General features: G+C 70.6%; 25 protein-coding genes. 15 read left to right on the forward strand and 10 right to left on the reverse strand.

All coding sequences use genetic code 11. The annotated features are described in order from the left end of the window. Positions 1-347 precede the first annotated feature (347 nt). Positions 348-1,328, forward strand: coding sequence for a heme o synthase (locus tag ACFWQG_RS04255; RefSeq protein ID WP_378506334.1), 981 nt, complete (start codon positions 348-350; stop codon positions 1,326-1,328). A 23-nt stretch (positions 1,329-1,351) separates the two neighbouring features. Here the strand turns inward: ACFWQG_RS04255 and ACFWQG_RS04260 are convergent, their stop codons facing one another. Continuing rightward, positions 1,352-2,317 carry a quinone oxidoreductase family protein gene (locus ACFWQG_RS04260; RefSeq protein WP_378506335.1) on the reverse strand — a complete coding sequence of 322 codons (966 nt, stop codon included), beginning with the start codon at positions 2,315-2,317 and terminating at the stop codon, positions 1,352-1,354. A gap of 33 nt (positions 2,318-2,350) precedes the next feature. Between ACFWQG_RS04260 and ACFWQG_RS04265 the strand changes: the two genes are divergently transcribed. After that, positions 2,351-2,716 (forward strand): hypothetical protein, encoded by a 366-nt coding sequence (locus ACFWQG_RS04265; RefSeq protein WP_378506336.1) that lies wholly within the window; start codon positions 2,351-2,353, stop codon positions 2,714-2,716. A gap of 61 nt (positions 2,717-2,777) precedes the next feature. Here ACFWQG_RS04265 and ACFWQG_RS04270 read toward each other — a convergent pair whose 3' ends face one another. The 6 genes from ACFWQG_RS04270 to mptB form a co-directional block, all read right to left on the reverse strand. After that, on the reverse strand, positions 2,778-3,269 hold the full coding sequence (locus ACFWQG_RS04270; protein WP_378506337.1) for an SRPBCC family protein: 492 nt from the start codon (positions 3,267-3,269) through the stop codon (positions 2,778-2,780). Between the two features lie 63 nt (positions 3,270-3,332). Beyond that, complete coding sequence (locus tag ACFWQG_RS04275; RefSeq protein WP_378506338.1) at positions 3,333-4,313, reverse strand: heme A synthase; 981 nt, start codon at positions 4,311-4,313, stop codon at positions 3,333-3,335. A 120-nt stretch (positions 4,314-4,433) separates the two neighbouring features. Continuing rightward, positions 4,434-5,921 (reverse strand): hypothetical protein, encoded by a 1,488-nt coding sequence (locus ACFWQG_RS04280; RefSeq protein ID WP_378506339.1) that lies wholly within the window; start codon positions 5,919-5,921, stop codon positions 4,434-4,436. A gap of 68 nt (positions 5,922-5,989) precedes the next feature. Further along, entirely contained in the window at positions 5,990-6,784 is a 795-nt protein-coding gene (locus tag ACFWQG_RS04285; RefSeq protein ID WP_378506340.1) for an ABC transporter permease, read from the reverse strand. 2 nt (positions 6,785-6,786) lie between these two features. Beyond that, positions 6,787-7,725 carry an ABC transporter ATP-binding protein gene (locus ACFWQG_RS04290; RefSeq protein ID WP_378506341.1) on the reverse strand — a complete coding sequence of 313 codons (939 nt, stop codon included), beginning with the start codon at positions 7,723-7,725 and terminating at the stop codon, positions 6,787-6,789. Next, positions 7,722-9,473, reverse strand: coding sequence for a polyprenol phosphomannose-dependent alpha 1,6 mannosyltransferase MptB (gene mptB, locus ACFWQG_RS04295; protein ID WP_378506342.1), 1,752 nt, complete (start codon positions 9,471-9,473; stop codon positions 7,722-7,724). The genes ACFWQG_RS04290 and mptB overlap by 4 nt, the downstream gene beginning before the upstream one ends. 37 nt (positions 9,474-9,510) lie before the next feature. On the opposite strand from mptB, the gene ACFWQG_RS04300 reads away from it, so the two are divergent. The 7 genes from ACFWQG_RS04300 to ACFWQG_RS04330 all read left to right on the forward strand — a co-directional run bounded on the left by ACFWQG_RS04300 (position 9,511) and on the right by ACFWQG_RS04330 (position 16,096). After that, positions 9,511-10,308, forward strand: coding sequence for a helix-turn-helix transcriptional regulator (locus ACFWQG_RS04300; protein ID WP_378506343.1), 798 nt, complete (start codon positions 9,511-9,513; stop codon positions 10,306-10,308). Positions 10,309-10,413: 105 nt separating this feature from the next. Next, positions 10,414-11,862, forward strand: a complete 1,449-nt coding sequence (gene sufB / locus ACFWQG_RS04305; RefSeq protein WP_378506344.1) for a Fe-S cluster assembly protein SufB — start codon at positions 10,414-10,416, stop codon at positions 11,860-11,862. Next, positions 11,862-13,061 carry a Fe-S cluster assembly protein SufD gene (gene sufD, locus ACFWQG_RS04310; protein ID WP_378506345.1) on the forward strand — a complete coding sequence of 400 codons (1,200 nt, stop codon included), beginning with the start codon at positions 11,862-11,864 and terminating at the stop codon, positions 13,059-13,061. Before sufB ends, sufD begins: the two co-directional genes overlap by 1 nt. A 55-nt stretch (positions 13,062-13,116) precedes the next feature. Continuing rightward, positions 13,117-13,908 (forward strand): Fe-S cluster assembly ATPase SufC, encoded by a 792-nt coding sequence (sufC, locus tag ACFWQG_RS04315; protein ID WP_378506346.1) that lies wholly within the window; start codon positions 13,117-13,119, stop codon positions 13,906-13,908. A gap of 4 nt (positions 13,909-13,912) precedes the next feature. Next, positions 13,913-15,208 (forward strand): cysteine desulfurase, encoded by a 1,296-nt coding sequence (locus ACFWQG_RS04320; RefSeq protein ID WP_378506347.1) that lies wholly within the window; start codon positions 13,913-13,915, stop codon positions 15,206-15,208. Position 15,209: 1 nt separating this feature from the next. Continuing rightward, the gene (gene sufU, locus ACFWQG_RS04325) at positions 15,210-15,689 is read left to right on the forward strand and encodes a Fe-S cluster assembly sulfur transfer protein SufU (protein ID WP_378506348.1); all 480 of its coding nucleotides are present in this window, start codon (positions 15,210-15,212) and stop codon (positions 15,687-15,689) included. Continuing rightward, on the forward strand, positions 15,686-16,096 hold the full coding sequence (locus ACFWQG_RS04330) for a metal-sulfur cluster assembly factor (protein ID WP_378506349.1): 411 nt from the start codon (positions 15,686-15,688) through the stop codon (positions 16,094-16,096). Before sufU ends, ACFWQG_RS04330 begins: the two co-directional genes overlap by 4 nt. 76 nt (positions 16,097-16,172) lie before the next feature. On the opposite strand, the gene ACFWQG_RS04335 is transcribed toward ACFWQG_RS04330, so the two are convergent. Next, the gene (locus tag ACFWQG_RS04335) at positions 16,173-16,592 is read right to left on the reverse strand and encodes a hypothetical protein (protein ID WP_378506350.1); all 420 of its coding nucleotides are present in this window, start codon (positions 16,590-16,592) and stop codon (positions 16,173-16,175) included. 224 nt (positions 16,593-16,816) lie between these two features. Here ACFWQG_RS04335 and ACFWQG_RS04340 point away from each other — a divergent pair, with 224 nt between their 5' ends. From ACFWQG_RS04340 to ACFWQG_RS04355, 4 genes are all read left to right on the forward strand, one after another. Continuing rightward, positions 16,817-17,947 carry an NAD(P)-dependent alcohol dehydrogenase gene (locus ACFWQG_RS04340; RefSeq protein WP_378506351.1) on the forward strand — a complete coding sequence of 377 codons (1,131 nt, stop codon included), beginning with the start codon at positions 16,817-16,819 and terminating at the stop codon, positions 17,945-17,947. Continuing rightward, on the forward strand, positions 17,944-18,405 hold the full coding sequence (locus tag ACFWQG_RS04345) for a DUF4334 domain-containing protein (protein WP_378506352.1): 462 nt from the start codon (positions 17,944-17,946) through the stop codon (positions 18,403-18,405). The genes ACFWQG_RS04340 and ACFWQG_RS04345 overlap by 4 nt, the downstream gene beginning before the upstream one ends. Before the next feature lie 73 nt (positions 18,406-18,478). Continuing rightward, positions 18,479-19,060: a TetR/AcrR family transcriptional regulator gene (locus ACFWQG_RS04350; protein WP_378506353.1), complete on the forward strand. Its 582-nt coding sequence runs from the start codon at positions 18,479-18,481 to the stop codon at positions 19,058-19,060. Between the two features lie 14 nt (positions 19,061-19,074). Beyond that, positions 19,075-20,250 (forward strand): GDSL-type esterase/lipase family protein, encoded by a 1,176-nt coding sequence (locus ACFWQG_RS04355; protein WP_378506354.1) that lies wholly within the window; start codon positions 19,075-19,077, stop codon positions 20,248-20,250. 20 nt (positions 20,251-20,270) lie between these two features. Here ACFWQG_RS04355 and ACFWQG_RS04360 read toward each other — a convergent pair whose 3' ends face one another. Continuing rightward, positions 20,271-20,498, reverse strand: a complete 228-nt coding sequence (locus ACFWQG_RS04360) for a DUF5313 family protein (RefSeq protein ID WP_378506406.1) — start codon at positions 20,496-20,498, stop codon at positions 20,271-20,273. Between the two features lie 32 nt (positions 20,499-20,530). Then, positions 20,531-21,355, reverse strand: a complete 825-nt coding sequence (locus ACFWQG_RS04365; protein ID WP_378506407.1) for a Ku protein — start codon at positions 21,353-21,355, stop codon at positions 20,531-20,533. 109 nt (positions 21,356-21,464) lie between these two features. Between ACFWQG_RS04365 and ligD the strand changes: the two genes are divergently transcribed. Further along, entirely contained in the window at positions 21,465-23,303 is a 1,839-nt protein-coding gene (ligD, locus tag ACFWQG_RS04370; RefSeq protein ID WP_378506355.1) for a non-homologous end-joining DNA ligase, read from the forward strand. 106 nt (positions 23,304-23,409) lie between these two features. Further along, entirely contained in the window at positions 23,410-24,396 is a 987-nt protein-coding gene (locus tag ACFWQG_RS04375; RefSeq protein ID WP_378506356.1) for an alkaline phosphatase family protein, read from the forward strand. The last annotated feature ends 154 nt before the right edge of the window (positions 24,397-24,550 follow it).

Below are 24,550 nucleotides of genomic sequence, written 5' to 3' on the forward strand. Positions count from 1 at the left end.
CGGCGGGTGCGGTGAACCCGGCGTCGGCTCCGACACTCCAGCGTAGTTCCGACCCAAGGGTAGTGCGCGCGTGCACGCCGGTCGATCCGGCGTCCGCCGCGGCGGTGGTCGCGGGCCTGCTGGCCGCCGCGGCGTCCGATTCGGGTCGTTCGACCCGTGCCCGGTTCGGATCTGTTCGCGCCGCCGTCTACCATCGGGTGTAGTAGTGCTCGGGTCCCCGGCCGTGGCGCCGCGTCCGCGGCTGCCCCTGCACCGTGGACCACCGGAGCGGATGTCGCACGGCGCCAGGCCAGTGGGGCGAACCGTGATACCGGGCCCTCGTCGGGGCCCGAGAAGTAGGAGTGACGGTGCGGATAGTGGAGCGTGGCGGACACGGTCTCGCTGGTGCCCCCGATGCCACCCCCCGGAACGGGTCGGACTCCCTCTGGGGTCGGATCACCGGGAAGGTTCTCGCCTACCTGGCGCTGACCAAGCCACGGGTCATCGAACTTCTTCTGGTGGCGACGATCCCGGCGATGCTCCTCGCGGATCGCGGCACCGTCGACTTCCCGCTGATCCTCGCCACCCTGTTCGGTGGCTGGATGGGCGCCGCCAGCGCCAACACCCTCAACTGTGTCGTCGACGCCGACATCGACAAGGTGATGAAGCGCACCGCGCGCAGGCCGCTGGCCCGGATGGCGGTCCCCACCTCGCACGCGCTGGTGTTCGGCCTGGTGCTCGGCGCCGCGTCGTTCTGCTGGCTGTGGTGGGCGGCGAACCTGCTCGCCGGCATCCTCGTGCTGCTGACCATCGCGTTCTACGTGCTGGTCTACACGATGGTGCTCAAGCGGCGGACCTGGCAGAACGTGATCTGGGGCGGTGCCGCCGGCTGCATGCCCGCGCTGGTCGGCTGGGCCGCCGTCACCGGCAGCCTGAGCTGGGAACCGATCGTCCTGTTCCTCGTCGTCTTCTTCTGGACGCCGCCGCACACCTGGGCGCTGGCAATGCGGTACAAGGAGGACTACAAGGCGGCCGGGGTGCCGATGCTGCCGGTGATCGCCACCGAGGAGCGCGTCACCAAGCAGATCCTCGTCTACACCTGGTTGACCGTCCTGACCACCCTGGTGCTCGTTCCGGCCGCCGGCGTCATCTACGCCGCCGTCGCGCTCGTCGCAGGCGCCTGGTTCCTGCTCATGGCGCACCAGCTGTACTCGGGGGTGCGGAAGGGGCAGCCGATCAAGCCGCTGCGCCTGTTCCTGCAGTCGAACAACTACCTCGCGGTCGTGTTCTGCGCGTTGTCCGTCGATGCCGTCCTCGGCTGGGACACCGTCGCCACGTTCTTCTCCTGACCCCGCACCGCCCGCGCCCGCGGTCAGGGAAGCAGGACGATCGACCCGGTCGTCCGGCGGGACTGCAGATCCCGGTGCGCCTGCGCGGCGTCGGCGAGCCGATATGTCCCGCCGACCCGGATGGTCAGCGTGCCGTCGGCGATCGCCGCGAACACGTCACCGGACCGCCACAGCAACTCCTCCCTGGTTCGGGTGTAGTGCGCCAGTGTCGGGCGGGTCACGAACAGCGAGCCTGCCGCGTTCAGGCGCTGCAGGTCGAACGGCGGCACCGGGCCGCTCGCCGCACCGAACAGCGCGAGGGTGCCGCGGACCCGCAGCGACGCCAGGCTCGCCTCGAAGGTGTCGGCCCCGACCCCGTCGTACACCGCAGCGACCCCGTCACCGCCCGTCAGTGACCGCACCCGCTCGGCCAGGTCGGTGCCGTACCGCAGGACCTCGGCCGCCCCGCACTCCCGGGACAGCGCCTCCTTCTCGCCCGTCGATACCGTCGTGATCACCCGGATGCCACGCGCGACCGCGAGCTGCGTCAGGATCTGCCCGACCCCGCCGGCGCCCGCGTGCACCAGAATCGTCTCGCCCGGCTGCGCCGGATACACCGAGTGCAGCAGGTAGTGGGCGGTCATCCCCTGCAGCAGCGCCGACGCGGCCTGCCCGGCCGGAACGTCGGCAGGCACCGGCACCGCGGCCGCGGCGGGTACGACGACGAGTTCGGCGTAGCTCGACGGCGCGTCCGCCCACGCCACCCGGTCCCCGGCCGCGAGATCGGTGACGTTCGCGCCGACCGCCTCGACGACACCGGTGCCCTCGCTGCCCGCGATGTACGGCAGGCTCATCGGATAGGCGCCGGTGCGGCGGTAGGTGTCGATGAAGTTCACGCCGACCGCGTCGGTGCGGACCAGGACGTCATCGGCGCCGGGAACCGGGTCGGGCTGGTCGGTCAGGGTCAGGACGTCGGGTCCGCCGAACTCGGCGACGGTGATTGCGCGCATGAACCCGATTCTGCCCTGTCGTATCCTGAGCGCATGAGTGTGGACACCCAGGATTCCGGCGCGGCAGCGCCGTCCGTCGTCGCGCCGGCCCGCACGGTCACCGCGGTACGCAAGTTCGTCGCCGAGCACGGTGGTTCCGCGACCGCCGTCGTCCAGCCGATCGGCCTCGACGGGGTGCGGATCACCCTCGTCGGCGCCGACGGCGTCCTCGGCGACCAGGTCGTCGACGACCTCGCGACCGCGAAGGCCGTCGTCGCGGGCGTCGACGGCGTCACCGCCTCCGGTTGGGAGCGCTCGGTGACCAGCATCGTCACCCCGCGGGTCGGGCACTGGCAGAAGATGGCAGGCTGGGTCGCGAAGCAGACCCGATTCCCGAAGGCCCGCAACGGCCTCGGCTGAACCACGACACGACGGGCCGGCTCACCGACAGCGGTGAGCCGGCCCGTCGCGTTCCGGACAGCTACCGGTCGGCGAGCCGGGTGAGTGCGGCCAGGTTGGCGGCCATGCCGTCGCGCCACACCGACATCCGATGCTCCAGGATCACGGCCTCCTGCTCCGGATGCCGGTCGATGAACTCCGACAGCGGGGACGCGCCGGTACCGACCTTCGCCCACTGCCGGACGACGGCACCGCTGTCGCCGCCGTCGACCTCGAAACCCCAGAGCGCGATCGGGGACTCCGCCGCCCCGACCCGCCAGACCCAGCGCCTGCCGTTCTCGACCTCGACGACCTCCGACTCGGTCTGCCACTCGCCCATCACGGTGTTGGCGTTGTGCCCACGGAACCGGGCGCCCACCGCGACCCCGGTCGCGCCGTCCAGCCACTCGACCCGCTGCAGTTCGCCGTCGGTGCGGGTCGGCAACTCGATGTCGGTGACCAGGGCCCAGGCCCGCTCCGGGCTACAGGTGAGGCGTTCGGTGACCTCGACGGTGGGGGTGTCGCGCAGACGCATGCCGGCTCCTTCGGATGGATGATCGGAGGTGACGCTGCGCAGATCGTATTCGGTGGGACCCGATCAGTCCGCGACCGCTCCCGCCGTCGCCGCCCCGACACCCGCACGCACCGGTTCCCGCACCCGACCCGCCGCGTACAGCGCCGCGGTGGCGGCGGTGCAGGCACCGGCCAACGCGACATGGATCGACACCAGCGCGGCGGGCACATGCGTCCAGAACTGGACCAGCCCAATGCACGCCTGCAGCGCGACCAGCGCGACCACCACCTTCAGGCGCAGCTTCAGCGCGTCCCGCGCAGCGACCGCGTACAGCGCGAACCCGAGGCCGACCAGCAGCGCCAGGTAGGCGACCAACATCTCGGCATGCAGATGCACCAGATTCGTGATGTCCAGGTCGAGCCGCTCCACGGTCCGTTCCGGATTCTTGTCCCCGGCATGCGGCCCGGCACCGGTCACCATCGTGCCCGCAACCAGGGTGGCCGCCAACGCGACCCCGGACAGCGCCGTCAGCCAGCGCAACTGCCTCGGCAGCACCACCGTGTCGACACCGTCGTCGGGCTGATCGATCTTGTGGTACAGGATCACCGCCAGCCACACCATCGCCATCGACACCAGCAGGTGAATCGCGACGGTCCACCACAGCAGCCCGGTCAGCACGGTGATGCCGCCGATCACCGCCTGCAGCACCGTCGACGCCGGCATCAGCCAGGCGTAGACGAGGACCTCACGGCGACGGGCGGCGCGGGTGACCGCGATGACCACCGCCGCGGACACGGCAACGACGACGAACGTCAGCAGCCGGTTACCGAACTCGACGGCCTGATGGAACCACGGCGCGGTGGAGGTACCGGTCGGGATGAAGCTGCCCGGATGGCACTGCGGCCAGGTGGTGCAGCCGAGGCCGGACGCCGTCACCCGCACCACGGAGCCGGTGACCGCGATGCCGCCCTGGGCGACGATCACCGCGAACGCGATCCACTTCTGAACGGCAAGCGACGGCAGGGGCAGACGGTTGACCAGGCTCACGAACCCGCGATACAGCACGGGGTCGATCGTAGAGCCCGGTCAACTACGCCGTGTCGTTGGGGCGGCTCGCCGCCGTGTCGTCGGTCCGGCTTGCCGCCGTGTCGTCGGTCCGGTTCGCCGCCGTGCCACCGGTCCGGCTCAGCCGCGCGCCACCCGCACGACACCGTTGAGGGTGCCCTGCAGGTAGTCCCCGTCGTCGGTGATCAGGCCGGACATCTGGATCGTGTCGCCGAGCGTGCTGCGCGGCAGGTCCGTGGTGGCCCGGACCGCGCCGTTCGCCGGGTCGATCGCCGCGAACGTGAACCCGTCCAGCGCGCCGCCGGTGCCCGAGCGCAGCACCGTGTAGATGTTCCCGTCGGCGGCGGACAGGTGCGGGACCGCGGCACTCTTGACGTCGGTGTCCCAGACGACCGTGCAGCCCGCCGCGCCGACGTCGACCCGGGTCATGCCGCCCGCGAACGGCGCGGACCCCGGCACCGACGGCCCCGCGCTCTCCGGGACGGCCGGGTACGGGTAGCCGTAGGTGCCCGCGACGAACACGCTCGACCCGACCGCGATCGGTGAGTTCTCGCTGCCCGGACCGCCGTCGGCCAGGACCGGGGTGGAGCACACCTGCGCGCCGTCGGAGACGCGGTACACGAGCAGCGAGACCCGGGTGTCGGCGTTGTCGACGATCGTCACGTACTCGTGCCCGGTGGCCGGACCGAAATAGGTGGGGGTGGAGCCGGTACCCCAACTGAGTTGGCCGGGCTTGCGGGCACTGCCCCGGTCGTAGGCCGTGCGCCAGTCGATGCGGGGGGTGCCGTCGGGACCGGCCGACAGCTGATAGAGCGCGTGCGTGGTGGCGACGGAGGTGCCGGACGGCGAGGTGGAAATGCTGTTCTCGACGCGTTCCCCGGCGGGCAGGTCCACCGTCCGGGCCACCCCGGCGGCGTCGACCACGCCGACCCGCCCGGCGCCGGTCGCGAACCACACGTTGCCTGCCCAGTCCGGGGAGAGGCCGGTCACGGCGTCGTCGGCGGCGATCGCGCCGGACAGGTCGACCGATTCGTCGACGGACAGGGTCCACCTGCCGCCCGAGGCGGCGTGCCCGATCCGGACCAGCCGCCGGGTGCCGTCGACCGCGACGAGGCGGTTCTCGTTGTCCAGGTACGCGTAGACGCCGCCGAGCAGGCTGCCCTTCGGCAGTTGCAGCTCGGCCAGCGACGCGCCCGCGGCCCGGCCACCCGTCGAGGCGGACGCGATCGAGCCGAGGTCGGTCGACCCAAGCCCGCCCGCGGACCCGGACGCGTCGGTGTCGATCAGGTGCACCGTCGGGTTCCGGCCGACCATCGTGGTGCATAGCGCGAGGACCATCGAGTCGGATCCCTGCAACAGCGTCGGGCAGGCCGAGGCGAGCGAGGTGGCCCCGACCGTCAGGTTCCCGGTGCCCGGACCGGCGAGCGGGGTGACGTCGGAGGAGCCTGCGTCGCTATGCATCGTCGAGGTCCCCGGGGGTCCGAGGAATGGGTTGTGCGGGGCCAGCGGCCCCCAGGTCGGCTGCGCGGCTGCGGCGCCCGCGCCGAGCGAGACGGACAGGGTGGCGGCGGACAGCGCGGCGATGGCGCGCAACGTTGCGGTGAGCACGGACACTGATCTTGCACAATTGCGATCCGGAATGGGTCGAAACGTCGCAGCGCCACCCCGATCCGGGGTCAGGTGAACTTGAACCAGCGGGTCGCGAGCCACGCCGCGACCGCCCCCCACACCACGACCACGGCGATCGCGAACCAGTCCACCGACCCGGCGACCGCGTGGTCGAGGGCCTCCGCGAGCGCACCCGACGGCACCAGCCGCGCCAGGGTGTGCAGCGCGTCGGGGATACCGTCGCCGCCGAACACGACCGCACCGATGCCTGCCATCACGAACCACAGCACGTTCGCGAGCGCGAGCACGATCTCCGCCTTCAGCGTCCCGCCGAGCAGCAGCCCCAGCGCGGCGAACATCGCGGTGCCGAGTGCGATCACGACCGCACCGCACAGCAGACCGACCACGCCCGGTCGCCAGCCGAGGGCGAACCCGATCCCGCCGAGCACGAGCATCTGGATCGCGACGACGATCACCACGGCCGCCGACTTGCCCGCGATGATCCCCCAGCGGGGCAGCGGTGTCGCGCCGAGCCGCTTCAACGCCCCGTAGCGTCGGTCGAACCCGACCGCGATGGCCTGACCGGTGAACGCGGTCGACATGACCGCGACCATCATCACCGCGGGCATCACCCGGTTGACGCGGGGATCGCCGAGGTCACCGAACGGCAGCAGGGTCAGGCCGATCAGCAGCGTGATCGGAATGAACATGGTCAGCAGCAGCTGCTCGCCGTTGCGCAGCAGCAGCGTCAGTTCCAGCCGGGTCTGCGCCGCCAGCATCCGCGCGGGCGGCGCGGCCTGCGGGCGCGGTGCGAAGATGCCGGGCTCGAACCGGTTGTCGGCGAGGCGGTCGGTGCGGGACATGGTCAACCCCGAAGCTCCCTTCCGGTGAGGTCGAGGAAGACGTCCTCGAGGCGGCGCTGGTCGATGCGGATCTCGGTCGCGAGCACGTTCAGCCCCGCACACCAGGTGGTGACCGCGACGAGCACGGACGGGTCGATGTCGCCCTCGACGACGTAGCTGCCTGGGCTCGGCTCGCTCGGGGTGAAGCCCGCGGGCAGCGCCGCCGCCAGCGCGTTCAGGTCGAGGTGCTCGGGGGCGGTGAACCGGAGTTGGCCCGCCGCCCCGTGCCGGGTCAGTTCGCTGGGGGTACCCTCGGCGACGACCCGGCCGTGGTCGATGATCACGAGGCGATCGGCGAGGGCCTCCGCCTCGTCCATCAGGTGGGTGGTCAGCAGCACCGACACCCCGTCCCGCCGCAGCGCGTCGATCAGCTCCCACACCATCAGCCGGGCCTGCGCGTCGAGGCCAGCGGTCGGCTCGTCGAGGAATACCAGCTCGGGGCGGCCGACCAGGGCGCACGCGAGCGCCAACCGCTGCTGCTGCCCGCCCGACAGGCGCCGGTACGGGGTGCGGACCGCGTCGGTGAGACCGAGTTCGCGCAGCAGCCACGCCGGGTCGAGCGGATCCGCCGAGTACGCGGCGACGAGATCGAGCATCTCGCCCGCCTTGGACCCGGGATAGGCGCCGCCGCCCTGCAGCATCACCCCGATCCGGGCGCGCACCTCCCCGGACGCGGTGACCGGGTCGAGCCCGAAGACGCGGACGGTGCCGCTGTCGGGCCGCTGGAAGCCCTCGCACATCTCGACGGTGGTGGTCTTCCCCGCGCCGTTCGGTCCGAGCAGGGCAAGGACCTGGCCGCGGTCGAGGGACAGGTCGAGCCCGTCGACCGCGGTGGTCTCGCCGAACGTCTTGACGACGGCATCGAGTTGGAGCACGGGCGGTGCGGACGCGGAAGAACTCACGGGACCCCAGCGTAGGCGGCGGCCGATGGGCGTCCGTCGCCGGACTCCGCCCGCCACGGCAGCAGGTTGCGGGTGGCGACGATGACGGAGCCGCACACGAGGATCGTCGCGATCGCCGCCTGCACGATGATGAACGGTTCGTACTCGCCGCCGTTCGGCATCACGATCAGGCTCACCACGGACGAGAAGGCGATGGCCGGGATCCGGAACACCGGCCGGGTCGCCCACGCGGCGAGCGGGATCACCGCCCACAGCAGGTACCAGGGCTGGACGACGGGGAACAGCAGCACCAGGAAGCCGAGCGAGACGCCGAGTGCGCCGACCGGGTGGATCCGGCCGACCAGGACGGCGATCAGCATCCGCAGCGCGATGAACGCGGCGACCAGCGAGGCGATCGGACGGGTGAGGCCGAGGACGGCGGTGGTGTGGTCACCGAGACCGAGCAGGACTCCCGCAAGGCCGGTGCCGAGACCGAGCAGCGTCGGCAGCGACATCCAGCTGCGCACCTCGTTCGCGGTGCCGAGGGTGTCCGGGTTGAGCCACCCGAAGCCGAGCCCGCTGACCAGGCTGACGCCCGCGATCACCGTCACCGACACCCCGAGCAGCAGCGCCGCCGCCGAGCCAACGGACCGCAGCGACCCGCCCCACCGCCGGGCCAGCGCCATCCCGACGAAGCCGAGGGCGAGCAGCGTCGGGATCTTCACGGTCGCGGACAGCGCGATCAGTCCGGAGCCGGCGAGCAGCAGCCCGAGGCCGCCGCCGCCCCCGAACCGGAGCGGGGCGGACTGTTCGATGGCCCGCAGCGCGAGCTCGAGCCCGGCGAGCATCAGCCCGATCATCAGGGCCTCGTTGTGGATGCCCGCCACCAGGTGGAACAGCAGCAGGGGATTCGCGGCGCCGAGCCACAACGCGCTGACCGCGGCGACCCCGCACCGGCGGGCCAGCCTGGGTAGCGCCCACACGATCAGCGCGACACCGGCCAATGCGAGCAGTCGGTGCAGGAAGATGCCCGCGACGATGTTGTCCCCGGTGATCGTCGAGATGCCCTTGCCGAGCCAGATGAACAGCGGTCCGTACGGCGCGGGGGTGTCCCGCCAGATGTTCGGGACGGTCCGGGCGAGGACGTGATCCACCCCGAGGGCCTGCGCGGGGCCGATCGCGTACGGGTCCATGCCGCGGGCCGCGATCTCGGACTGCGCGAGGTACGAGTACACGTCCTTGCTGAACATCGGCGGCGCGATGGTGAGCGGAATCACCCACAGCAGCAGGGTGCGGTCGAGTTGGGAGCGGGTCAGCCGCCGCACCGGTGACCCGGCGCGCAGCGAGCCGATCGCGAAGCGGCCGAGCAGCAGCCAGGCCAGCACCACCATCACGCTGCCGGTCAGCGTGATCGTCATCGCGACGCTCGGCATCCGCGCGGGCAGTCCGAGGAGCCGCATCCCCTGAACGGGATTCTGCAGGACCGGTTGGGCCCCCGCGCCGAGGGCGCCGAGGGTCATGAGCAGGGCGCCGGTGGCGCCGAAGCGCCGCACGCGGCGCAGCTGCTCGGTCTCGGTCGCGTTCAGCCCCGGCGCCTCCGCCTCGTCGCCGTGCAGGCTGCTGACCACGAACCGGTCCGGGCGGCCGTCGAGTCCGAGCGCCCGGACGGCCAGCGTCCTCGACCGGGACAGCACGCGACCGACCCGACCTGTCCGGGGTCCGGTCGTCACGCTGTCACCGGGCTCCGGTGTGTCGTCGGTCTGCGGCACACGTCGAAGCGTAGCGGCCCTACCCAGGGCACCCTTGGTGGACCGTCGGATCGAATTCCGTCACACTGGTGTTGTGAAAACGGCAGCAACCCCCAACGCGTACGGTGAAAGCGCAGGTCACGTGCCTGTAGCTGCGCCGCGTCCGGGGCAGTCGCCGGCCACGGTGGCGGGTCATGAGGGTCACACCCGGGCCGCCGTCGTCACCCTCCTTCTGGAGCGGGGGCCGATCACCGCGACCGAGATCGGTGCCGAACTCGGGTTGAGTGCGGCGGGCGTGCGGCGTCACCTTGAGGTGTTGATCGACGCGGGGGAGGCCCGCGCAACGCGGTCCGCCAGCTGGCAGCAGAAGGGGCGCGGCCGCCCCGCCAAGCAGTTTCAGCTCACCGCGGCGGGCCGGTCCCGGCTCGGACACTCCTACGACGACCTGGCGGGCGCCGCGATGCGCCAGCTCAGGGAGATCGGCGGCGACACCGCGATCGTCGAGTTCGCCCGCCGCCGCGTGCAGACGATCGTCGCCGACATCGACCCCGCTGGCGGGCACGACCCCGTCGAGGTGGAGCAGACGGCAGGCTCGATCGCCGAGGCGTTCACGTCCGCCGGCTTCGCGGCAACCACCCGCCCGGTCGGCAACGGCGTGCAGATCTGTCAGCATCACTGCCCGGTGTCCCACGTGGCGTCCGAGTTTCCCGAACTGTGCGAGGCGGAGACCCAGGCCTTCGCCGAACTGCTCGGCACCCACGTTCAGCGGCTCGCGACGATCGCGAACGGCGACTGTGCCTGCACCACCCACGTGCCGCTGGTTCCGCCGGGGGCGCAGCACCAGGAAGCGACCTGACCTGACCTCCAGCACCTCACCCCGACACCGTCATCTCCGTGGGCGCTCAGCCCGCACCGCGGATCCGAGAAGTACCAACGCAACAAGACTCCGGAAGGAGCTCGCATGACCGTCACCCAAGACCAGGCGGCCGGTGGTTCGCAGGCCATGACGCAGGACGAGACCATTGCCTCGCTCGGCCACTACGGCTACGGCTGGTCCGACTCCGACGTCGCAGGCGCCAGCGCCCAGCGTGGCCTGTCCGAGGCCGTCGTGCGGGACATCTCCGCGAAGAAGAACGAGCCGGAGTGGATGCTCGACATCCGCCTCAAGGCGCTCAAGACCTTCGACAAGAAGCCGATGCCGCACTGGGGCTCCAACCTCGAGGGCATCGACTTCGACAACATCAAGTACTTCGTGCGGTCCACGGAGAAGCAGGCCGAGTCCTGGGAAGACCTGCCCGAGGACATCAAGAACACCTACGACAAGCTGGGCATCCCGGAGGCGGAGAAGCAGCGGCTGGTCGCCGGTGTCGCCGCGCAATACGAGTCCGAGGTGGTCTACCACCAGATCCGTGAGGACCTTGAGGCCCAGGGCGTGATCTTCCTGGACACCGACACCGGGCTCAAGCAGCACCCGGAGATCTTCAAGGAGTACTTCGGCTCGGTGATCCCCGCCGGGGACAACAAGTTCTCCGCGCTGAACACGGCCGTGTGGTCCGGCGGGTCGTTCATCTACGTGCCGCCCGGCGTGCACGTCGACATCCCGCTGCAGGCCTACTTCCGGATCAACACCGAGAACATGGGCCAGTTCGAGCGGACCCTGATCATCGTCGACGAGGGCGCCTCCGTGCACTACGTCGAGGGCTGCACCGCGCCGATCTACAAGTCCGACTCGCTGCACTCGGCGGTCGTGGAGATCATCGTGAAGAAGGGCGGCCACTGCCGCTACACGACGATCCAGAACTGGTCGAACAACGTGTACAACCTGGTGACCAAGCGCACCAAGGTGGACGCGGGCGGCTCGATGGAGTGGATCGACGGCAACATCGGCTCCAAGGTGACGATGAAGTACCCGGCCGTGTGGATGATGGGCGAGCACGCCCGCGGCGAGGTCCTGTCGGTCGCGTTCGCGGGCGAGGGCCAGCATCAGGACACCGGCGCGAAGATGCTGCACCTGGCGCCGCACACCTCCTCGACCATCGTGAGCAAGTCCGTTGCCCGTGGCGGCGGCCGGTCCTCGTACCGCGGCCTCGTCCAGATGAACAAGGGCGCGCACGGATCGAAGGCGAGCGTGCAGTGCGACGCGCTGCTCGTCGACCAGATCTCCCGCTCGGACACCTACCCGTACGTCGACATCCGCGAGGATGACGTCTCGATGGGTCACGAGGCCACCGTCTCGAAGGTGTCCGCGGACCAGCTGTTCTACCTGATGAGCCGTGGCCTCACCGAGGAAGAGGCAATGGCGATGGTGGTGCGCGGCTTCGTTGAGCCCATCGCCAAGGAGCTGCCGATGGAATACGCCCTCGAGCTCAACCGCCTGATCGAACTGCAGATGGAAGGGGCCGTGGGTTAGTGGCCAACGCAAGTGAGGCGACCGGCGTGAAGGCCGCCGTCGCCGGTGAGAATGCCGTGCCTGCCGCAAATAAGGGCGAGGTCTTCACCTCGTTCGACGTGAACGCGTTCGAGGTGCCCGCCGGCCGTGACGAGGCGTGGCGGTTCACCCCGCTGCGCAGGCTGCGCGGCCTGCACGACGGCACCGCGGTCCGCTCCGCCGATGCCACCGTCGAGGTGTCGGCAGCGGACGGTGTCACCGTCGAGACCGTCGGTCGCGATGACTCCCGCCTCGGGCAGGGTGGTGTTCCCGCGGATCGTGTTGCCGCGCAGGCCTACTCGAGCTTCGAGACCGCGACGGTGGTGACCGTCGGCGCCGAACGTGAGGTCGCCGAGCCGGTCACCGTCGTGGTCACCGGCCCCGGCGCCGGCCAGGTCGCGTTCGGGCACATCCAGATCCGGCTCGAGGCGTTCTCCGCCGCGACGATCGTGCTCGACCAGAAGGGCAGCGGCACCTACGCCGAGAACGTCGAGTTCGTCCTCGGGGACAGCGCCAAGCTGACCGTCGTCGCCGTCCAGGACTGGGCCGACGACACCGTGCACACCGCGGCCCACCACATCCGGGTCGGACGGGACGCGACGCTGCGCTACACGGCGGTCACCCTCGGCGGCGACGTCGTCCGGGTCACCCCGACCGTCCGCTACGACGGCCCCGGCGGCGACGCGGAACTGCTCGGCCTGTACTTCGCGGACGCGGGCCAGTTCTTCGAGCACCGGCTGCTCGTCGATCACGCGCAGCCGCACTGCAAGTCGAACGTCGTCTACAAGGGCGCGCTGCAGGGCGAGGCGGGCGGCGCGCACAGCAGGGACGCGCACACCGTGTGGGTCGGCGACGTCCTGATCCGCGCGGCGGCCGAGGGCACCGACACCTATGAGATGAACCGCAACCTGGTGCTCACCGACGGCGCCCGCGCCGACTCGGTGCCGAATCTCGAGATCGAGACCGGCGAGATCGTCGGTGCAGGCCACGCCAGCGCCACCGGCCGCTTCGACGACGAGCAGCTGTTCTACCTGCGCTCGCGGGGCATCCCGGAGGATCAGGCCCGCCGCCTGGTGGTCCGCGGGTTCTTCCACGAGGTCATCAACCGCATCGCGGTCCCCGAGGTGCGTGAGCGTCTCGAGGCCGCCATCGAGGTCGAACTCGCCGCGGTCGGCGTCTGAGACCGGACGCCCGTCACCGCCCTCGACACACCACATTCCCAAAGGACTTCATCACATGACGACCCCCGAAAACTCCGTGCTGGAGATCAAGGACCTGCACGTCCGCGTCGCGCAGACCGACGAGAACGCCGAGCCGATCACCATCCTCAAGGGCGTGAACCTCACCGTCCGCTCCGGTGAGACGCACGCGATCATGGGCCCCAACGGGTCCGGCAAGTCCACGCTGTCCTACGCGATCGCGGGCCACCCGAAGTACGAGGTCACCTCCGGCAGCATCACCCTCAACGGGGAGGACGTGCTGGAGATGAGCGTCGACGAGCGCGCCCGCGCTGGCCTGTTCCTGGCGATGCAGTACCCGGTCGAGGTGCCGGGCGTGTCGACGTCGAACTTCCTGCGCACCGCCGCCACCGCCGTCCGCGGTGAGGCACCCAAGCTGCGGCACTGGGTGAAGGAGGTCAAGGAGGCGATGACCGAGCTGGAGATCGATCCGGCGTTCGGTGAGCGGTCCGTCAACGAGGGCTTCTCCGGTGGCGAGAAGAAGCGCCACGAGATCCTGCAGCTCGGTCTGCTGCAGCCGAAGATCGCGATCCTCGACGAGACCGACTCCGGCCTCGACGTCGACGCGCTGCGCATCGTCTCCGAGGGGGTCAACCGCTACCAGGAACGCGAGCACGGCGGCGTCCTGCTGATCACCCACTACACCCGCATCCTGCGCTACATCACGCCGCAGTTCGTGCACGTGTTCGTCGGCGGCCAGGTGGTGGAGTCCGGTGGACCCGAGCTCGCCGACGAACTCGAGGCGAACGGCTACGTGCGGTTCACGCAGGCCGCGGCCGCGGGAGCCTAACTTCATGACCACCACCGCGGCCGCGCTCGACGTCACGAGCATCCGCAAGGACTTCCCGATCCTGGCCCGCACGGTCCGGGACGGGAAGCCGCTGGTCTATCTCGACTCCGGCGCGACATCGCAGCGGCCGGTGCAGGTGCTCGACGCCGAACGCGAGTTCCTCACCACCTCCAACGCGGCCGTGCACCGCGGCGCCCATCAGCTCGCCGAGGAGGCGACCGACGCGTACGAGGAGGCCCGCGCCGCGATTGCCCGGTTCGTCGGCGCCGACCCCGACGAGCTGGCGTTCACGAAGAACGCGACCGAGGCGCTCAACGTGGTGACGTATGTGCTCGGCGACGACCGGTGCGACCGGCACGTCGGGCCGGGCGACGAGATCGTGATCACCGAGCTCGAGCACCACGCGAACCTGGTGCCGTGGCAGGAACTGGCGCGCCGCACCGGTGCGACCCTGCGCTGGTACGGCGTCACCGACGAGGGCCGCATCGACCTGGACTCGCTCGAGCTGAACGAGAACGTGAAGGTCGTCGCGTTCACCCACCAGTCCAACGTCACCGGCGCGGTCGCCCCGGTCGAGGAGCTGGTGCGGCGGGCACGGGCGGTCGGCGCGCTGGTCGTGCTCGACGCCTGCCAGTCGGTGCCGCACATGCCGGTCGACTTCCACGGCCTCGACGTCGACTTCGCGGCGTTCTCCGGGCACAAGATGCTCGGCCCGTCCGGTGTCGGCGTGCTGTACGGCAAGCGGGACCTGCTCGCGGCGATGCCGCCGTTCATCACCGGTGGCTCGATGATCGAGACGGTCACGATGGAGGCGAGCACCTACGCGCCGCCGCCGCAGCGGTTCGAGGCGGGCGTGCCGATGACCTCCCAGGTCGTCGGGCTCGGCGCTGCGGTGCGGTACCTGGAGGCGATCGGGATGGACGCCGTCGCCGCGCACGAGCACGAGCTGACCGCGCTGGCCCTTGAGCTGCTCGGAGGCATCGACGGGGTGCGGATCGTCGGACCGGCCACCGCCGAAAACCGGGGTGGCGCGGTGTCGTTCGTGGTCGACGGGATCCACGCCCACGACCTCGGGCAGATCCTCGACGACGAGGGCGTCGCGATCCGGGTCGGGCATCACTGCGCGTGGCCGCTGCACCGCCGGTTCGGCATCGCGGCGACCGCGCGGGCCTCGTTCGCGGTGTACAACACCGTCGACGAGGTGCATGCGCTGGCGGCCGCGATCCGGCGGGCCCAGGAGTTCTTCGGGACGCACCCGAGCACGGGCGGCTCCGACGACACGATCGACGGGGCGTCCTGAGATGCGGATGGAACAGATGTACCAGGAGGTGATCCTGGACCACTACAAGCATCCGCACGGCCGCGGGCTGCGGGAACCGTTCGGTGCCGAGGTGCATCACGTGAACCCGACCTGCGGCGACGAGATCACGCTGCGGGTCGCGATCACCGACGACGGCCGGGTCGGCGACGTGTCCTACGACGGGCAGGGCTGTTCGATCAGCCAGGCGTCGACGTCGGTGCTGTTCGACCAGATCGTCGGGATGCCGCTCGACGAGGCGCTGGGCACCGTCGAGGCGTTCAACGAGATGATCACCAGCCGGGGCACCGTCGACGGCGACGAGGACGTGCTCGGTGACGGCATCGCCTTCGCCGGGGTCGCGAAGTACCCGGCGCGGGTCAAGTGCGCGCTGCTGGGATGGATGGCGTTCAAGGACGCCGTTGTTCAGATAGTCGACGACGGCACGACGGTGCCGGCAGGGACCGGAGGAATCGCATCATGACCGACACCACTGCGGCGGAGACGCCGGACTCGGCAGCCACCCCCGACGAGGCCGGGCAGCCCGCGGCGCCGCTCACCCCCGAGCAGCAGGCGTTCGTCGACGACCTCGAGGAGGCGATGCGGGACGTCGTCGACCCCGAGCTCGGGATCAACGTCGTCGACCTCGGACTCGTGTACGGCATCTCGGTCGACGAGGCGGCGGAGACCGTCGCGACGATCGACATGACCCTGACGTCGGCGGCGTGCCCGCTGACCGATGTGATCGAGGAGCAGGCGCGCGGGGCGCTGGTCAAGAGCGGCCTGGTCGACGAGCTGAAGATCAACTGGGTCTGGATGCCGCCGTGGGGTCCGGACAAGATCACCGAGGACGGGCGCGAGCAGCTGCGCGCGCTCGGGTTCACCGTCTAGAGATCCGCGCCCGACACGAACGGGAGCCCACACCGCGCCGGACGGCACGGTATGGGCTCCCGTTCCGCGTTGGCGGTCAGCAGCAGGTCGGGTCGGTGATGAACATCGTGAGGCCGATCTGCTTGAGGAACCCGTTGATGGCGTCGCCGAACGGATCGGCCGCCGCCACCTCGACGGTGACCGGGGACCGACCCATCCCGCCGCCGCAGTTGAACGTGACGGTGTGTGGTCCCGGCGTGACGTTCGTGAACAGCGTCGAGCCGGGGGCGTCGAGGGTGACCTGGTAGTGCTGGACCGGCCCACTCTCGAGGTGGGCGTTGCAGGTGGAGGTGCCTCCCGGCGTCGATCGTTCGGTGGCGACGAGCACCCGGGTGGGTCCCGCGGTGACGGTGGTGGTGAGGTGGCTGCTCGCCTGGGCGGGCCCGGCGCCGACGAGGAAGACCGTCGGCGCGAGCAGGGCGGTCGCGGCAAGCGCGCGCGCTGTGTGGGTGACCATGATGAGACCCCGTGTTCGGATTCGATCAGCCCGGATTGGCTGAGGGGGCATCTCGATCGTCCCACCGGACGTCCGCGCGGAACAGGGAACGCGCGTTCGACGCCGGGGCAGCCGATCGCGGAATCCCGTCGAGACCCGGTGCGGTGCCCTACACTCGCGCCGGATGTGAGTCGCGATTCGCTGCCGGGTTCGGGCGGATCCGGACCGACGCAACTGGGGGAGCGGTGGGAACACGAGCGCGTGCTGCGGTGCTGACCGGCATCGGTGAGCCGGTGCGGGTCCGGGACGTCGAGATCGACACGCTGCGCGAGGACGAGGTGCTGGTGCGGATCGCGGGGGTGGGGATCTGTCACACCGATCTGACCGCGGCCGCGGGCGGAGTCCCGATCCCGCTGCCCGCCGTCCTCGGTCACGAGGGGGCCGGGACGGTCGAGGCGGTGGGCAGCGGCGTCGATACCCTCGCGCCCGGCGACCGGGTGGTGCTCAGCTACTCGGCGTGCCGGGACTGCCGCAGCTGCCACAACGGGCACCCCGCCTACTGTCGGCACTTTGCGGTCCGCAACTATTCGGGCCGCCGTCTCGACGGCACCACCACACTGCACATGAACGGTGCTGCGCTGCACGGAAACTGGTTCGGCCAGTCGTCGATGGCCAGCCACGCGGTGGTGCGTGCCGCCGACGCGGTCCAGGTGTCCGGTGACCTCCCGATCGAACTGCTCGGGCCGCTCGGGTGCGGTATCCAGACCGGGGCGGGGGCGGTGCTGCGGGTGCTGCGCCCGCGTCCCGGCGCCTCGATCGTGGTGTTCGGCGCCGGAGCCGTCGGGCTCGCCGCGGTGCTCGCCGCCGTCGTCGCCGAGTGCGCGTCGATCGTCGTCGTCGACCCGCTCCCGGACCGGCGCGAGCTGGCCCTGAGCCTCGGCGCGACCGCCGCCGTCGACAGCGCCGAAGCGGACCTGCTCCGGCTGCTGCGGACGGCGACCGGCGGCGGCGCCGACCACAGCGTCGACACCGTCAGCACCCAGGAGGTTCTCGCGGCCGCGACGGCGGTGCTGCGCTCGCCGGGCAGCTGCGCCACCGTCGGGCTGCGCGGCAACCGCAACCCGGTGACGCTGGACCAGTCCGCGCTGCTGATGGGGCGCAGCGTCACCGGTGTGATCGAGGGCGACGCCGACCCGCAGCAGTTCGTGCCCGAGCTGATCGCGCTGTGGCGCTCGGGACGCTTCCCCTTCGACCGGATCCTCACCCCGTTCGCGTTCGACGACCTCGACGCCGCCTGGGAGGCCGCCCGGACCGGCGCCGTGGTCAAACCCGTCCTCGTCCTCGGCGCGAACCCCGATCAGGAAGGAACCCGATGAACCACCACGAGCGGACCGAGGAGCTTCTGGCAGCGGAGTCCGTCGACCCGCGGGACCTGGACCGGTTGTGGGCGCAGCTGCCGGTGGTCGGGGTCGACGAGCTGTCGGGGCGCTGGCGGGGCCGCGGTTTCCGGACCGGGCACTGCACCGGCAGGCTGCTGGACACCACCCGCTGGTACGGCAAGACGTTTGGCTCCCGCGTCGACGTGCAGCCGCTGATCTGCCGGGGCGAGAACGATGAGCTGTTCTCCGACGTCGCGGGCGGCAACGGCGAGGCCAGCCTGTGGATGGTCGAGTTCCGCGGCGAGGTCACCGCGACGATGGTCTACGACGGGATGCCGGTGTTCGACCACTTCAAACGGGTCGGCGAGGACACGCTGCTCGGGGTGATGAACGGCAAGAACGTGCTCGACGGCGGGGAGCACTTCTGGTTTGTGCTCGACCGCGACGGGGCATGAGCGGGCGTCGCCTCCATTTGCCTACAGTATGTAGTTAGCTGCATAATGCCATTAGCCAGATTGGGGAGTGCTGATGGTTCGAGTGGGGTTGACCCCTGACCGGCTGACCCTCGCGGGCGCCGAGCTCGCCGACCAGGTGGGCTTCGAGCAGGTGACCGTGTCGGCGCTCGCGCGGCACTTCGGCGTGAAGTCCGCGAGCCTGTACTCGCACGTGAAGGGCACCGAGGACCTGAGAACGCGGATCGCATTGTTCGCCCTCGCGGAACTCGCCGACCGTGCCGCCGACGCCGTGGCAGGCCGGTCCGGCAAGGACGCGCTCGCCGCGTTCGCCGATGCCTACCGCGACTACGCGCGTGAGCATCCCGGCCGATTCGACGCCGCCCGATTGCGCCTGGATCCCGAGACGGCGGCGGCGAGCGCGGGAGTGCGGCACTCGCAGATGATGCGCGCGATCCTGCGGGGCTATGACCTGACCGAGCCCGGTCAGACCCACGCGGTTCGCCTGCTGGGCAGCGTCTTCCACGGCTACGTCACCCTCGAGCTGGCCGGCGGGTTCAGCCACACCGCCGTCGACTCGCAGCAGTCCTGGGAGTGGGTCGTCGACTCGCTCGACATCCTGCTGCGCACCCGAGCAGTCCCTGCCACCGAGAAGTAGGCGAGAAGTAGGAAATGACAAAGACCGACACCAGGTGGGTGACCACACCCATCACCGCAGATCTGCTGCGCGGCTTCCTGGACCTGGAACCGACCCGGCGCGGCGTGCTGCCGCATCGATTGCCCGCGGCGGCGCGCAAGCAGATCCCCGACAGTCAGCTCGCCATGGCCGAGGTGCAGCCGTCCGGAGTGCGGCTCGAATTCCGAACCCGCGCCACCACCATTGAACTGGACTCCCTGCCCACGAAGCGGGCCTACCGTGGCATGCCCGCGCTGCCGGACGGGGTCTACGACCTGCTCGCCGATGGCAAGCTCGCCGCGCAGGCGACGGTCGACGGCGGCAACGTCCACACGATCACCGACCTGCGCACCGGGGCAGCCGAACTGGCGGAGGGGCCAGCTGGCACCGCGCGGTTCACCGACCTACCCGCCGGTGACAAGCACATCGAGATCTGGTTGCCGCACGCGGAGATCACCGAGTTGATCGGCCTGCGCACGGACGCCCCGATCGAACCGATCACCTCCGACGGACGGCGGGTGTGGCTCCACCATGGCAGCTCTATCAGTCAAGGGTCCAACGCCGCGCACCCGAGCAGCATCTGGTCTGCGCTCGCCGCTCGGCACGGCGGCGGGGTCGAACTGATCAACCTCGGCTTCGGCGGTAGCGCGCTGCTCGACCCGTTCACCGCCCGCGCCATGCGCGACACTCCCGCGGACCTGATCAGCGTCAAGATCGGCATCAACATCGTCAACACCGACGCCATGCGGCTGCGCGCGTTCGGTCCGGCGGTGCACGGCTTCCTGGACACCGTCCGCGACGGGCACCCGCACATTCCGCTGCTGGTCGTGTCGCCGATCCTGTGCCCGATCCAGGAGGACACCCCCGGCCCGCTGGCGCCCGACTTCTCGACCGGCAGCATGCGGTTCAAGGCCACCGGCGACCCCGCCGACGTTGCGGCGGGTCGGCTGACGCTCAGCGTGATTCGCGATGAGCTGGCTCGGATCGTCGAACAGCGGGCCGTCGACGACCCGAATCTGCACTATCTGGACGGCCGGGACCTGTATGGGGACAACGACTTCGTCGAGCACCCGTTGCCCGACGCACTGCACCCCAACCCGGAGGGCCATCGCCGGATCGGGGAGAACTTTGTGCGGCACGTCTTCGCGGCCGGACGCCCGTTCGCGGAGTGAGGGCAGCTCGGCGCCGAGGCCTACTGGGTGCGGCGGTAGCGGGACTCGTAGTCGTCGCGTTCGGCGTCGAGCCGCTGCTGCCGATGCGCGTCGAGGAGTTCGGGATCGAGGCCGTGGCTGACGAGTCGGTGGCGCAGGTAGATCCGCTTGAGCGCGAACAGGAAGTAGACGAACGGCAGGAACAGCAGCAGCACCATGCCGATGCGGATGATCCAGGGTCCGGGGATGAGCAGCGGGGCGGCGAGGATCGGGACGCGTTAGAAGGTCTGATTCGGTACCGTCAGCCGGTCTTCGCCTTGTGCTTCGACGCGGGTTTGCCAGGCTCCTTCCTCGCCTCGTCCACGCTGCGCTGCAGCGCGGCGACGAGGTCGACGACCTCCGCGTCGGCCTCCCGCGTCGCACCAGCGGGAACGGACACCTTCTCGCCGCCTGCGGCGATGGTCTCATCCAGCAGCTTCTGCAGCTGCAGCTGGTAGTCGTCGGTGTACGACTCCGGCCGGAAATCCTCCGACATCGACTCCACCAGCATGGTGGCCATCGCGAGTTCCTTGTCGCTCGGCGTCGACGCGCCCTCAAGCTTCTCGAAGTCGGCGGCCCGGACCTCGTCCGGCCACAGCAGCGTCTGGATCACCAGGACGCCGTCGCGGACCCGCAGCGCGGCCAACCGGGTGCGCTGCCGCAGCGTGAAGTGCACCAGCGCGGTCCGGTCGCTCTCGGCCAGCGTCGACGCCAGCAGCTGATACGCCTTCGGTGAGGCCGAGTCGGGTTCGAGGAAGTAGCTCTTGTCCAGCAGGATCGGGTCGATCTGCTCCGACGGCACGAACTGCAGCACCGGAATTTCATGCTTCTCCGCGGCGGGGAGCTTGTCGAAGTCCTCGTCGGTGAGGACCACCTGCGCGCCGTCCTCGGACCGGTACGCCCGGTCGATGTCGGCGTACTGCACCACCTCGCCGCATTCGGAGCAGACCCGGTTGTAGCGGATCCGTCCGCCGTCCCTGCCGTGGACCTGATGGAACTTGATGTCGTGGTCCTCGGTGGCGGAGTAGACCTTCACCGGCACGTTGACGAGACCGAACGCGATGGAGCCTTTCCATATCGACCGCATCATCCCATGATGGTCCATACTGTGGGATCAGGCCAGGTGAAGTCGACTCGGTTGGCGGGGGCAGATGGCGCACAACGCGGTGGTTCGCGTCGGGAACAGGCGTCTGACCTTGACCAATCTCGACAAGGTGCTCTACCCGGAGTCGGGCACCACCAAGGCCGAGGTGCTGCAGTACGTCACCGAGATCGGCCCGGTGTTGCTGCCGCTGCTGACCGGACGGGCATTGACCCGCAAGCGGTGGCCCGACGGCACCGCGGCCGAGCCGTTCTTCCAGAAGAACGCGGAGACCGCGACGCCGGACTGGATTCCGCGGCACCCGCTCGCGGCGGGCTCGAAGACGGTGGACTATCCGGAGGTCACCGAGCTGGCCGCGCTGGTCTACTTCGCGCAGTCCGGGGCCCTCGAGTTCCACGTGCCGCAGTGGCGATTCGCGGACGACGGGACCCCGGCCGACCCGGACCGTCTGGTGATCGACCTCGATCCGGGTCCCGGGGTGGATCTCGACGCGTGCGCGCGGGTCGCGTTGCGGGTGCGGGCAGCGCTGGTGGCGCGCGGCCTCGACGCCCTCCCGGTGACGAGCGGCAGCAAGGGGATTCACCTCTATGCCGCGGTCCCTTCGGGGTGGACGTCGAGACGCTGCAGCGAGGTGGCGAAGGCGATCGCGGTGGAACTCGAGCGGCAGACCCCGGAGTCGGTCACCGCGACGATGACGCGGGCGCACCGGACCGGGAAGGTGTTCGTGGACTGGAGCCAGAACTCGGCGTCGAAGACCACCGTCTCGCCGTACTCGCTGCGCGGGACGGCCCGGCCGCATGCGGCGGCGCCGCGCACGTGGGACGAGCTCGCGGCGCCGGGACTGACGCAGCTGGAGTTCCCCGAGGTGCTCGCGCGGGTGCGGTCGGGCATCGCGCCCGCGGTGCTGCCGGGACCGGGGTCCGCCCCTGCCGCGTCCCCGGCGTGGTCGCCGATGCTCGCGACCGCGACCACCGCTGCCGACTTCGCGGGCCGCGCCGACCCTGCGGTGTGGGCGCTGGAGTACAAGTTCGACGGCATCCGCGCGCTGGTGCACTTCGACTCGGACGCCGCATCCGGCACGGAAACGGTGCGCCTGGTCAGCCGCAACGGGCACGATCTGACCGTCGGCTACCCGGAGCTGGTGCGGATTCCGGCCGCGCTACGCGGGCACGCCGGGGTCCTCGACGGCGAGATCGTCGCGTTCGGCACGGACGGCGCACCGAGTTTCGCGCGGCTGCAGCAGCGGATGGGACGCAGCAGGGCCGCTGACGCGGCGGCGGGCGCCGCGGCGAACCCGGTGGCCCTGCTGGTGTTCGACGTGCTCGAACTCGACGGCACCGTGCTCGCCGGGAAGCCGCTGCGGGACCGGCGCACCGTCCTGGACGCGATCCGGTTCGCGGCCGGGGAGCCCTGGCGGATTCCGGATCTCGCCGCCGAGGGGTTCACCGACGCCCTCGCGGCCAGCTCGGAGCGGCACATGGAGGGGTTGGTCGCGAAGCGGTGGGATTCGGTGTACCGGCCGGGGCGCTCGCCGAACTGGCTGAAGATCAAGCACTTTCGCAGCTGCGAGGTGGTGATCGGGGGCTGGCAGGCAGGGGAGGGCGGACGGGCGCGAGGTATCGGGTCGCTGCTCCTCGGTGCGGGTGACCCCGCAGCGCCGCGGTACGTCGGGAAGGTCGGCAGCGGGTTGACCGCGGCGGCACTGTCCGAGCTCGCCGACCGGACGGCGGCGCTGGCGACCGATCGCCCGTCGCTGGTGGGTGTTCCGGACGCCGAGGCGCGGACCGCGCACTGGCTGCGTCCGGAACTGGTTGCGGAGGTGCGGTTTTCTGAGGTCACGCCGGACGGCAGGCTGCGGCACCCGGTGTGGCGAGGGCTGCGGCCGGACCGATCCGTCGAGGATCTGGGTGACCCGCCGTCGTCGGCGCGGTGACCGGGAGGGGGAGATCGGGGGCCGTTCGGCGACGGGACGATGAACATCGCGGCGGGAAGGCCTCCTCGCCCTGCGATTGGTCTAGTCCTAAATCAGGATCGGGTGCGTGACCACGAACAAGCACATCGCAGCAACCACCACCACCCTTCTCGCCGCGGTCGCGGCAGGTGCCGTCCTCGCGGGCCCGGCAGCCGCGCAGGGCCTCGGAACCACCATCGTCGACCTCGGATCCACCTCGGGCGCACCGACACCGACCAAGACCGTCGTCATCGGCCTCGACGGAACCATGCTCGACCAGATCAAGGCCGCCGACGCGCCCCGGCTGAACCAACTGATCGCGGAGGGCACCAGCGGTGAGTCGTCCATCGCGGGCCACCCGACCATCTCCGGGCCGTCCTGGTCGACGATCCTCACCGGCGTCTGGAACGACAAGCACGGCGTGCAGGACAACTCGTTCGCCGGGGCGCGGTACGACCAGTACCCGACCGCCTTCACCCGGATCGAGACCGCGAACCCGGAACTGCACACCCAGTCGATCTCCACCTGGGACGGGATCGCGACCATCGCGGGCAGCGGGTCGCCCGCGGCCGACGTCGTCACCACCACCGCCAACGCGGGCAGCGTCGGCGCGACCGACACAGCGACCGCCACCGCTGTCGCGAACCAGATCGCCTCCGCCGGCCCCGATTTCATCTTCACCCAGCTCGACCAGGTCGACGGCGCCGGACACGCCGCAGGCACCGATGGGCCCGGCTACCAGAAGGCCCTGACCCGGGTCGACGCCGAGGTCGGCAGGATCGTCGACGCCGTCGACAGGCGCGCCGCCGACACCGGCGAGCAGTGGACCATCCTCGTCACCGCCGACCATGGCCACAAGCCGACCGGCGGTCACGGCGGCCAGACCCCGGAGGAGGCGACCACGTTCGTGATCGCCCGCGGCGCCGGGTACGCCGCGGGCGCCACCGACAACGGCTACACGATCGCCGACATCACCCCGACCGTGCTGACCAACCTCGGTGTCGCGCTGCCCGACAACCTGGATGGCGCACCGCTCGCGAAGACCGCGGCCGTGCTCCCGGTCTTCGGTTCGTAGTCCCGCCCTACCCCCTTTTCGCCCGCCTCGGCGGGGTTTGGCCCCGGCGGGGGGGGGGGTGTGGGTGGGGTGGTGGGTGCCCCCGGTCGGTCCCCCGTCCCCCCCCTCCGGTGGGGGGCTTGTTTTTCCTCGCTCCAAGAGGTTTTTCGTCCTC

The sequence above is a fragment of the Rhodococcus sp. NPDC058532 genome, from assembly GCF_042719255.1.
Taxonomy (GTDB): Bacteria; Actinomycetota; Actinomycetes; order Mycobacteriales; family Mycobacteriaceae; genus Rhodococcus_G.

Excerpts from the sequence above, each read along its gene's own strand:
- sufC (WP_378506346.1), top strand. The coding sequence starts at position 13,117 with ATGACGACCCCCGAAAACTCCGTGCTGGAGATCAAGGACCTGCACGTC.
- ACFWQG_RS04265 (WP_378506336.1), top strand. The coding sequence starts at position 2,351 with ATGAGTGTGGACACCCAGGATTCCGGCGCGGCAGCGCCGTCCGTCGTC.
- ACFWQG_RS04270 (WP_378506337.1), bottom strand. The coding sequence starts at position 3,269 with ATGCGTCTGCGCGACACCCCCACCGTCGAGGTCACCGAACGCCTCACC.
- ACFWQG_RS04335 (WP_378506350.1), bottom strand. The coding sequence starts at position 16,592 with ATGGTCACCCACACAGCGCGCGCGCTTGCCGCGACCGCCCTGCTCGCG.
- sufB (WP_378506344.1), top strand. The coding sequence starts at position 10,414 with ATGACCGTCACCCAAGACCAGGCGGCCGGTGGTTCGCAGGCCATGACG.
- sufU (WP_378506348.1), top strand. The coding sequence starts at position 15,210 with ATGCGGATGGAACAGATGTACCAGGAGGTGATCCTGGACCACTACAAG.
- ACFWQG_RS04350 (WP_378506353.1), top strand. The coding sequence starts at position 18,479 with ATGGTTCGAGTGGGGTTGACCCCTGACCGGCTGACCCTCGCGGGCGCC.
- ACFWQG_RS04285 (WP_378506340.1), bottom strand. The coding sequence starts at position 6,784 with ATGTCCCGCACCGACCGCCTCGCCGACAACCGGTTCGAGCCCGGCATC.
- ACFWQG_RS04355 (WP_378506354.1), top strand. The coding sequence starts at position 19,075 with ATGACAAAGACCGACACCAGGTGGGTGACCACACCCATCACCGCAGAT.
- ACFWQG_RS04320 (WP_378506347.1), top strand. The coding sequence starts at position 13,913 with ATGACCACCACCGCGGCCGCGCTCGACGTCACGAGCATCCGCAAGGAC.
- ACFWQG_RS04330 (WP_378506349.1), top strand. The coding sequence starts at position 15,686 with ATGACCGACACCACTGCGGCGGAGACGCCGGACTCGGCAGCCACCCCC.
- ACFWQG_RS04260 (WP_378506335.1), bottom strand. The coding sequence starts at position 2,317 with ATGCGCGCAATCACCGTCGCCGAGTTCGGCGGACCCGACGTCCTGACC.
- ACFWQG_RS04345 (WP_378506352.1), top strand. The coding sequence starts at position 17,944 with ATGAACCACCACGAGCGGACCGAGGAGCTTCTGGCAGCGGAGTCCGTC.
- ACFWQG_RS04365 (WP_378506407.1), bottom strand. The coding sequence starts at position 21,355 with ATGCGGTCGATATGGAAAGGCTCCATCGCGTTCGGTCTCGTCAACGTG.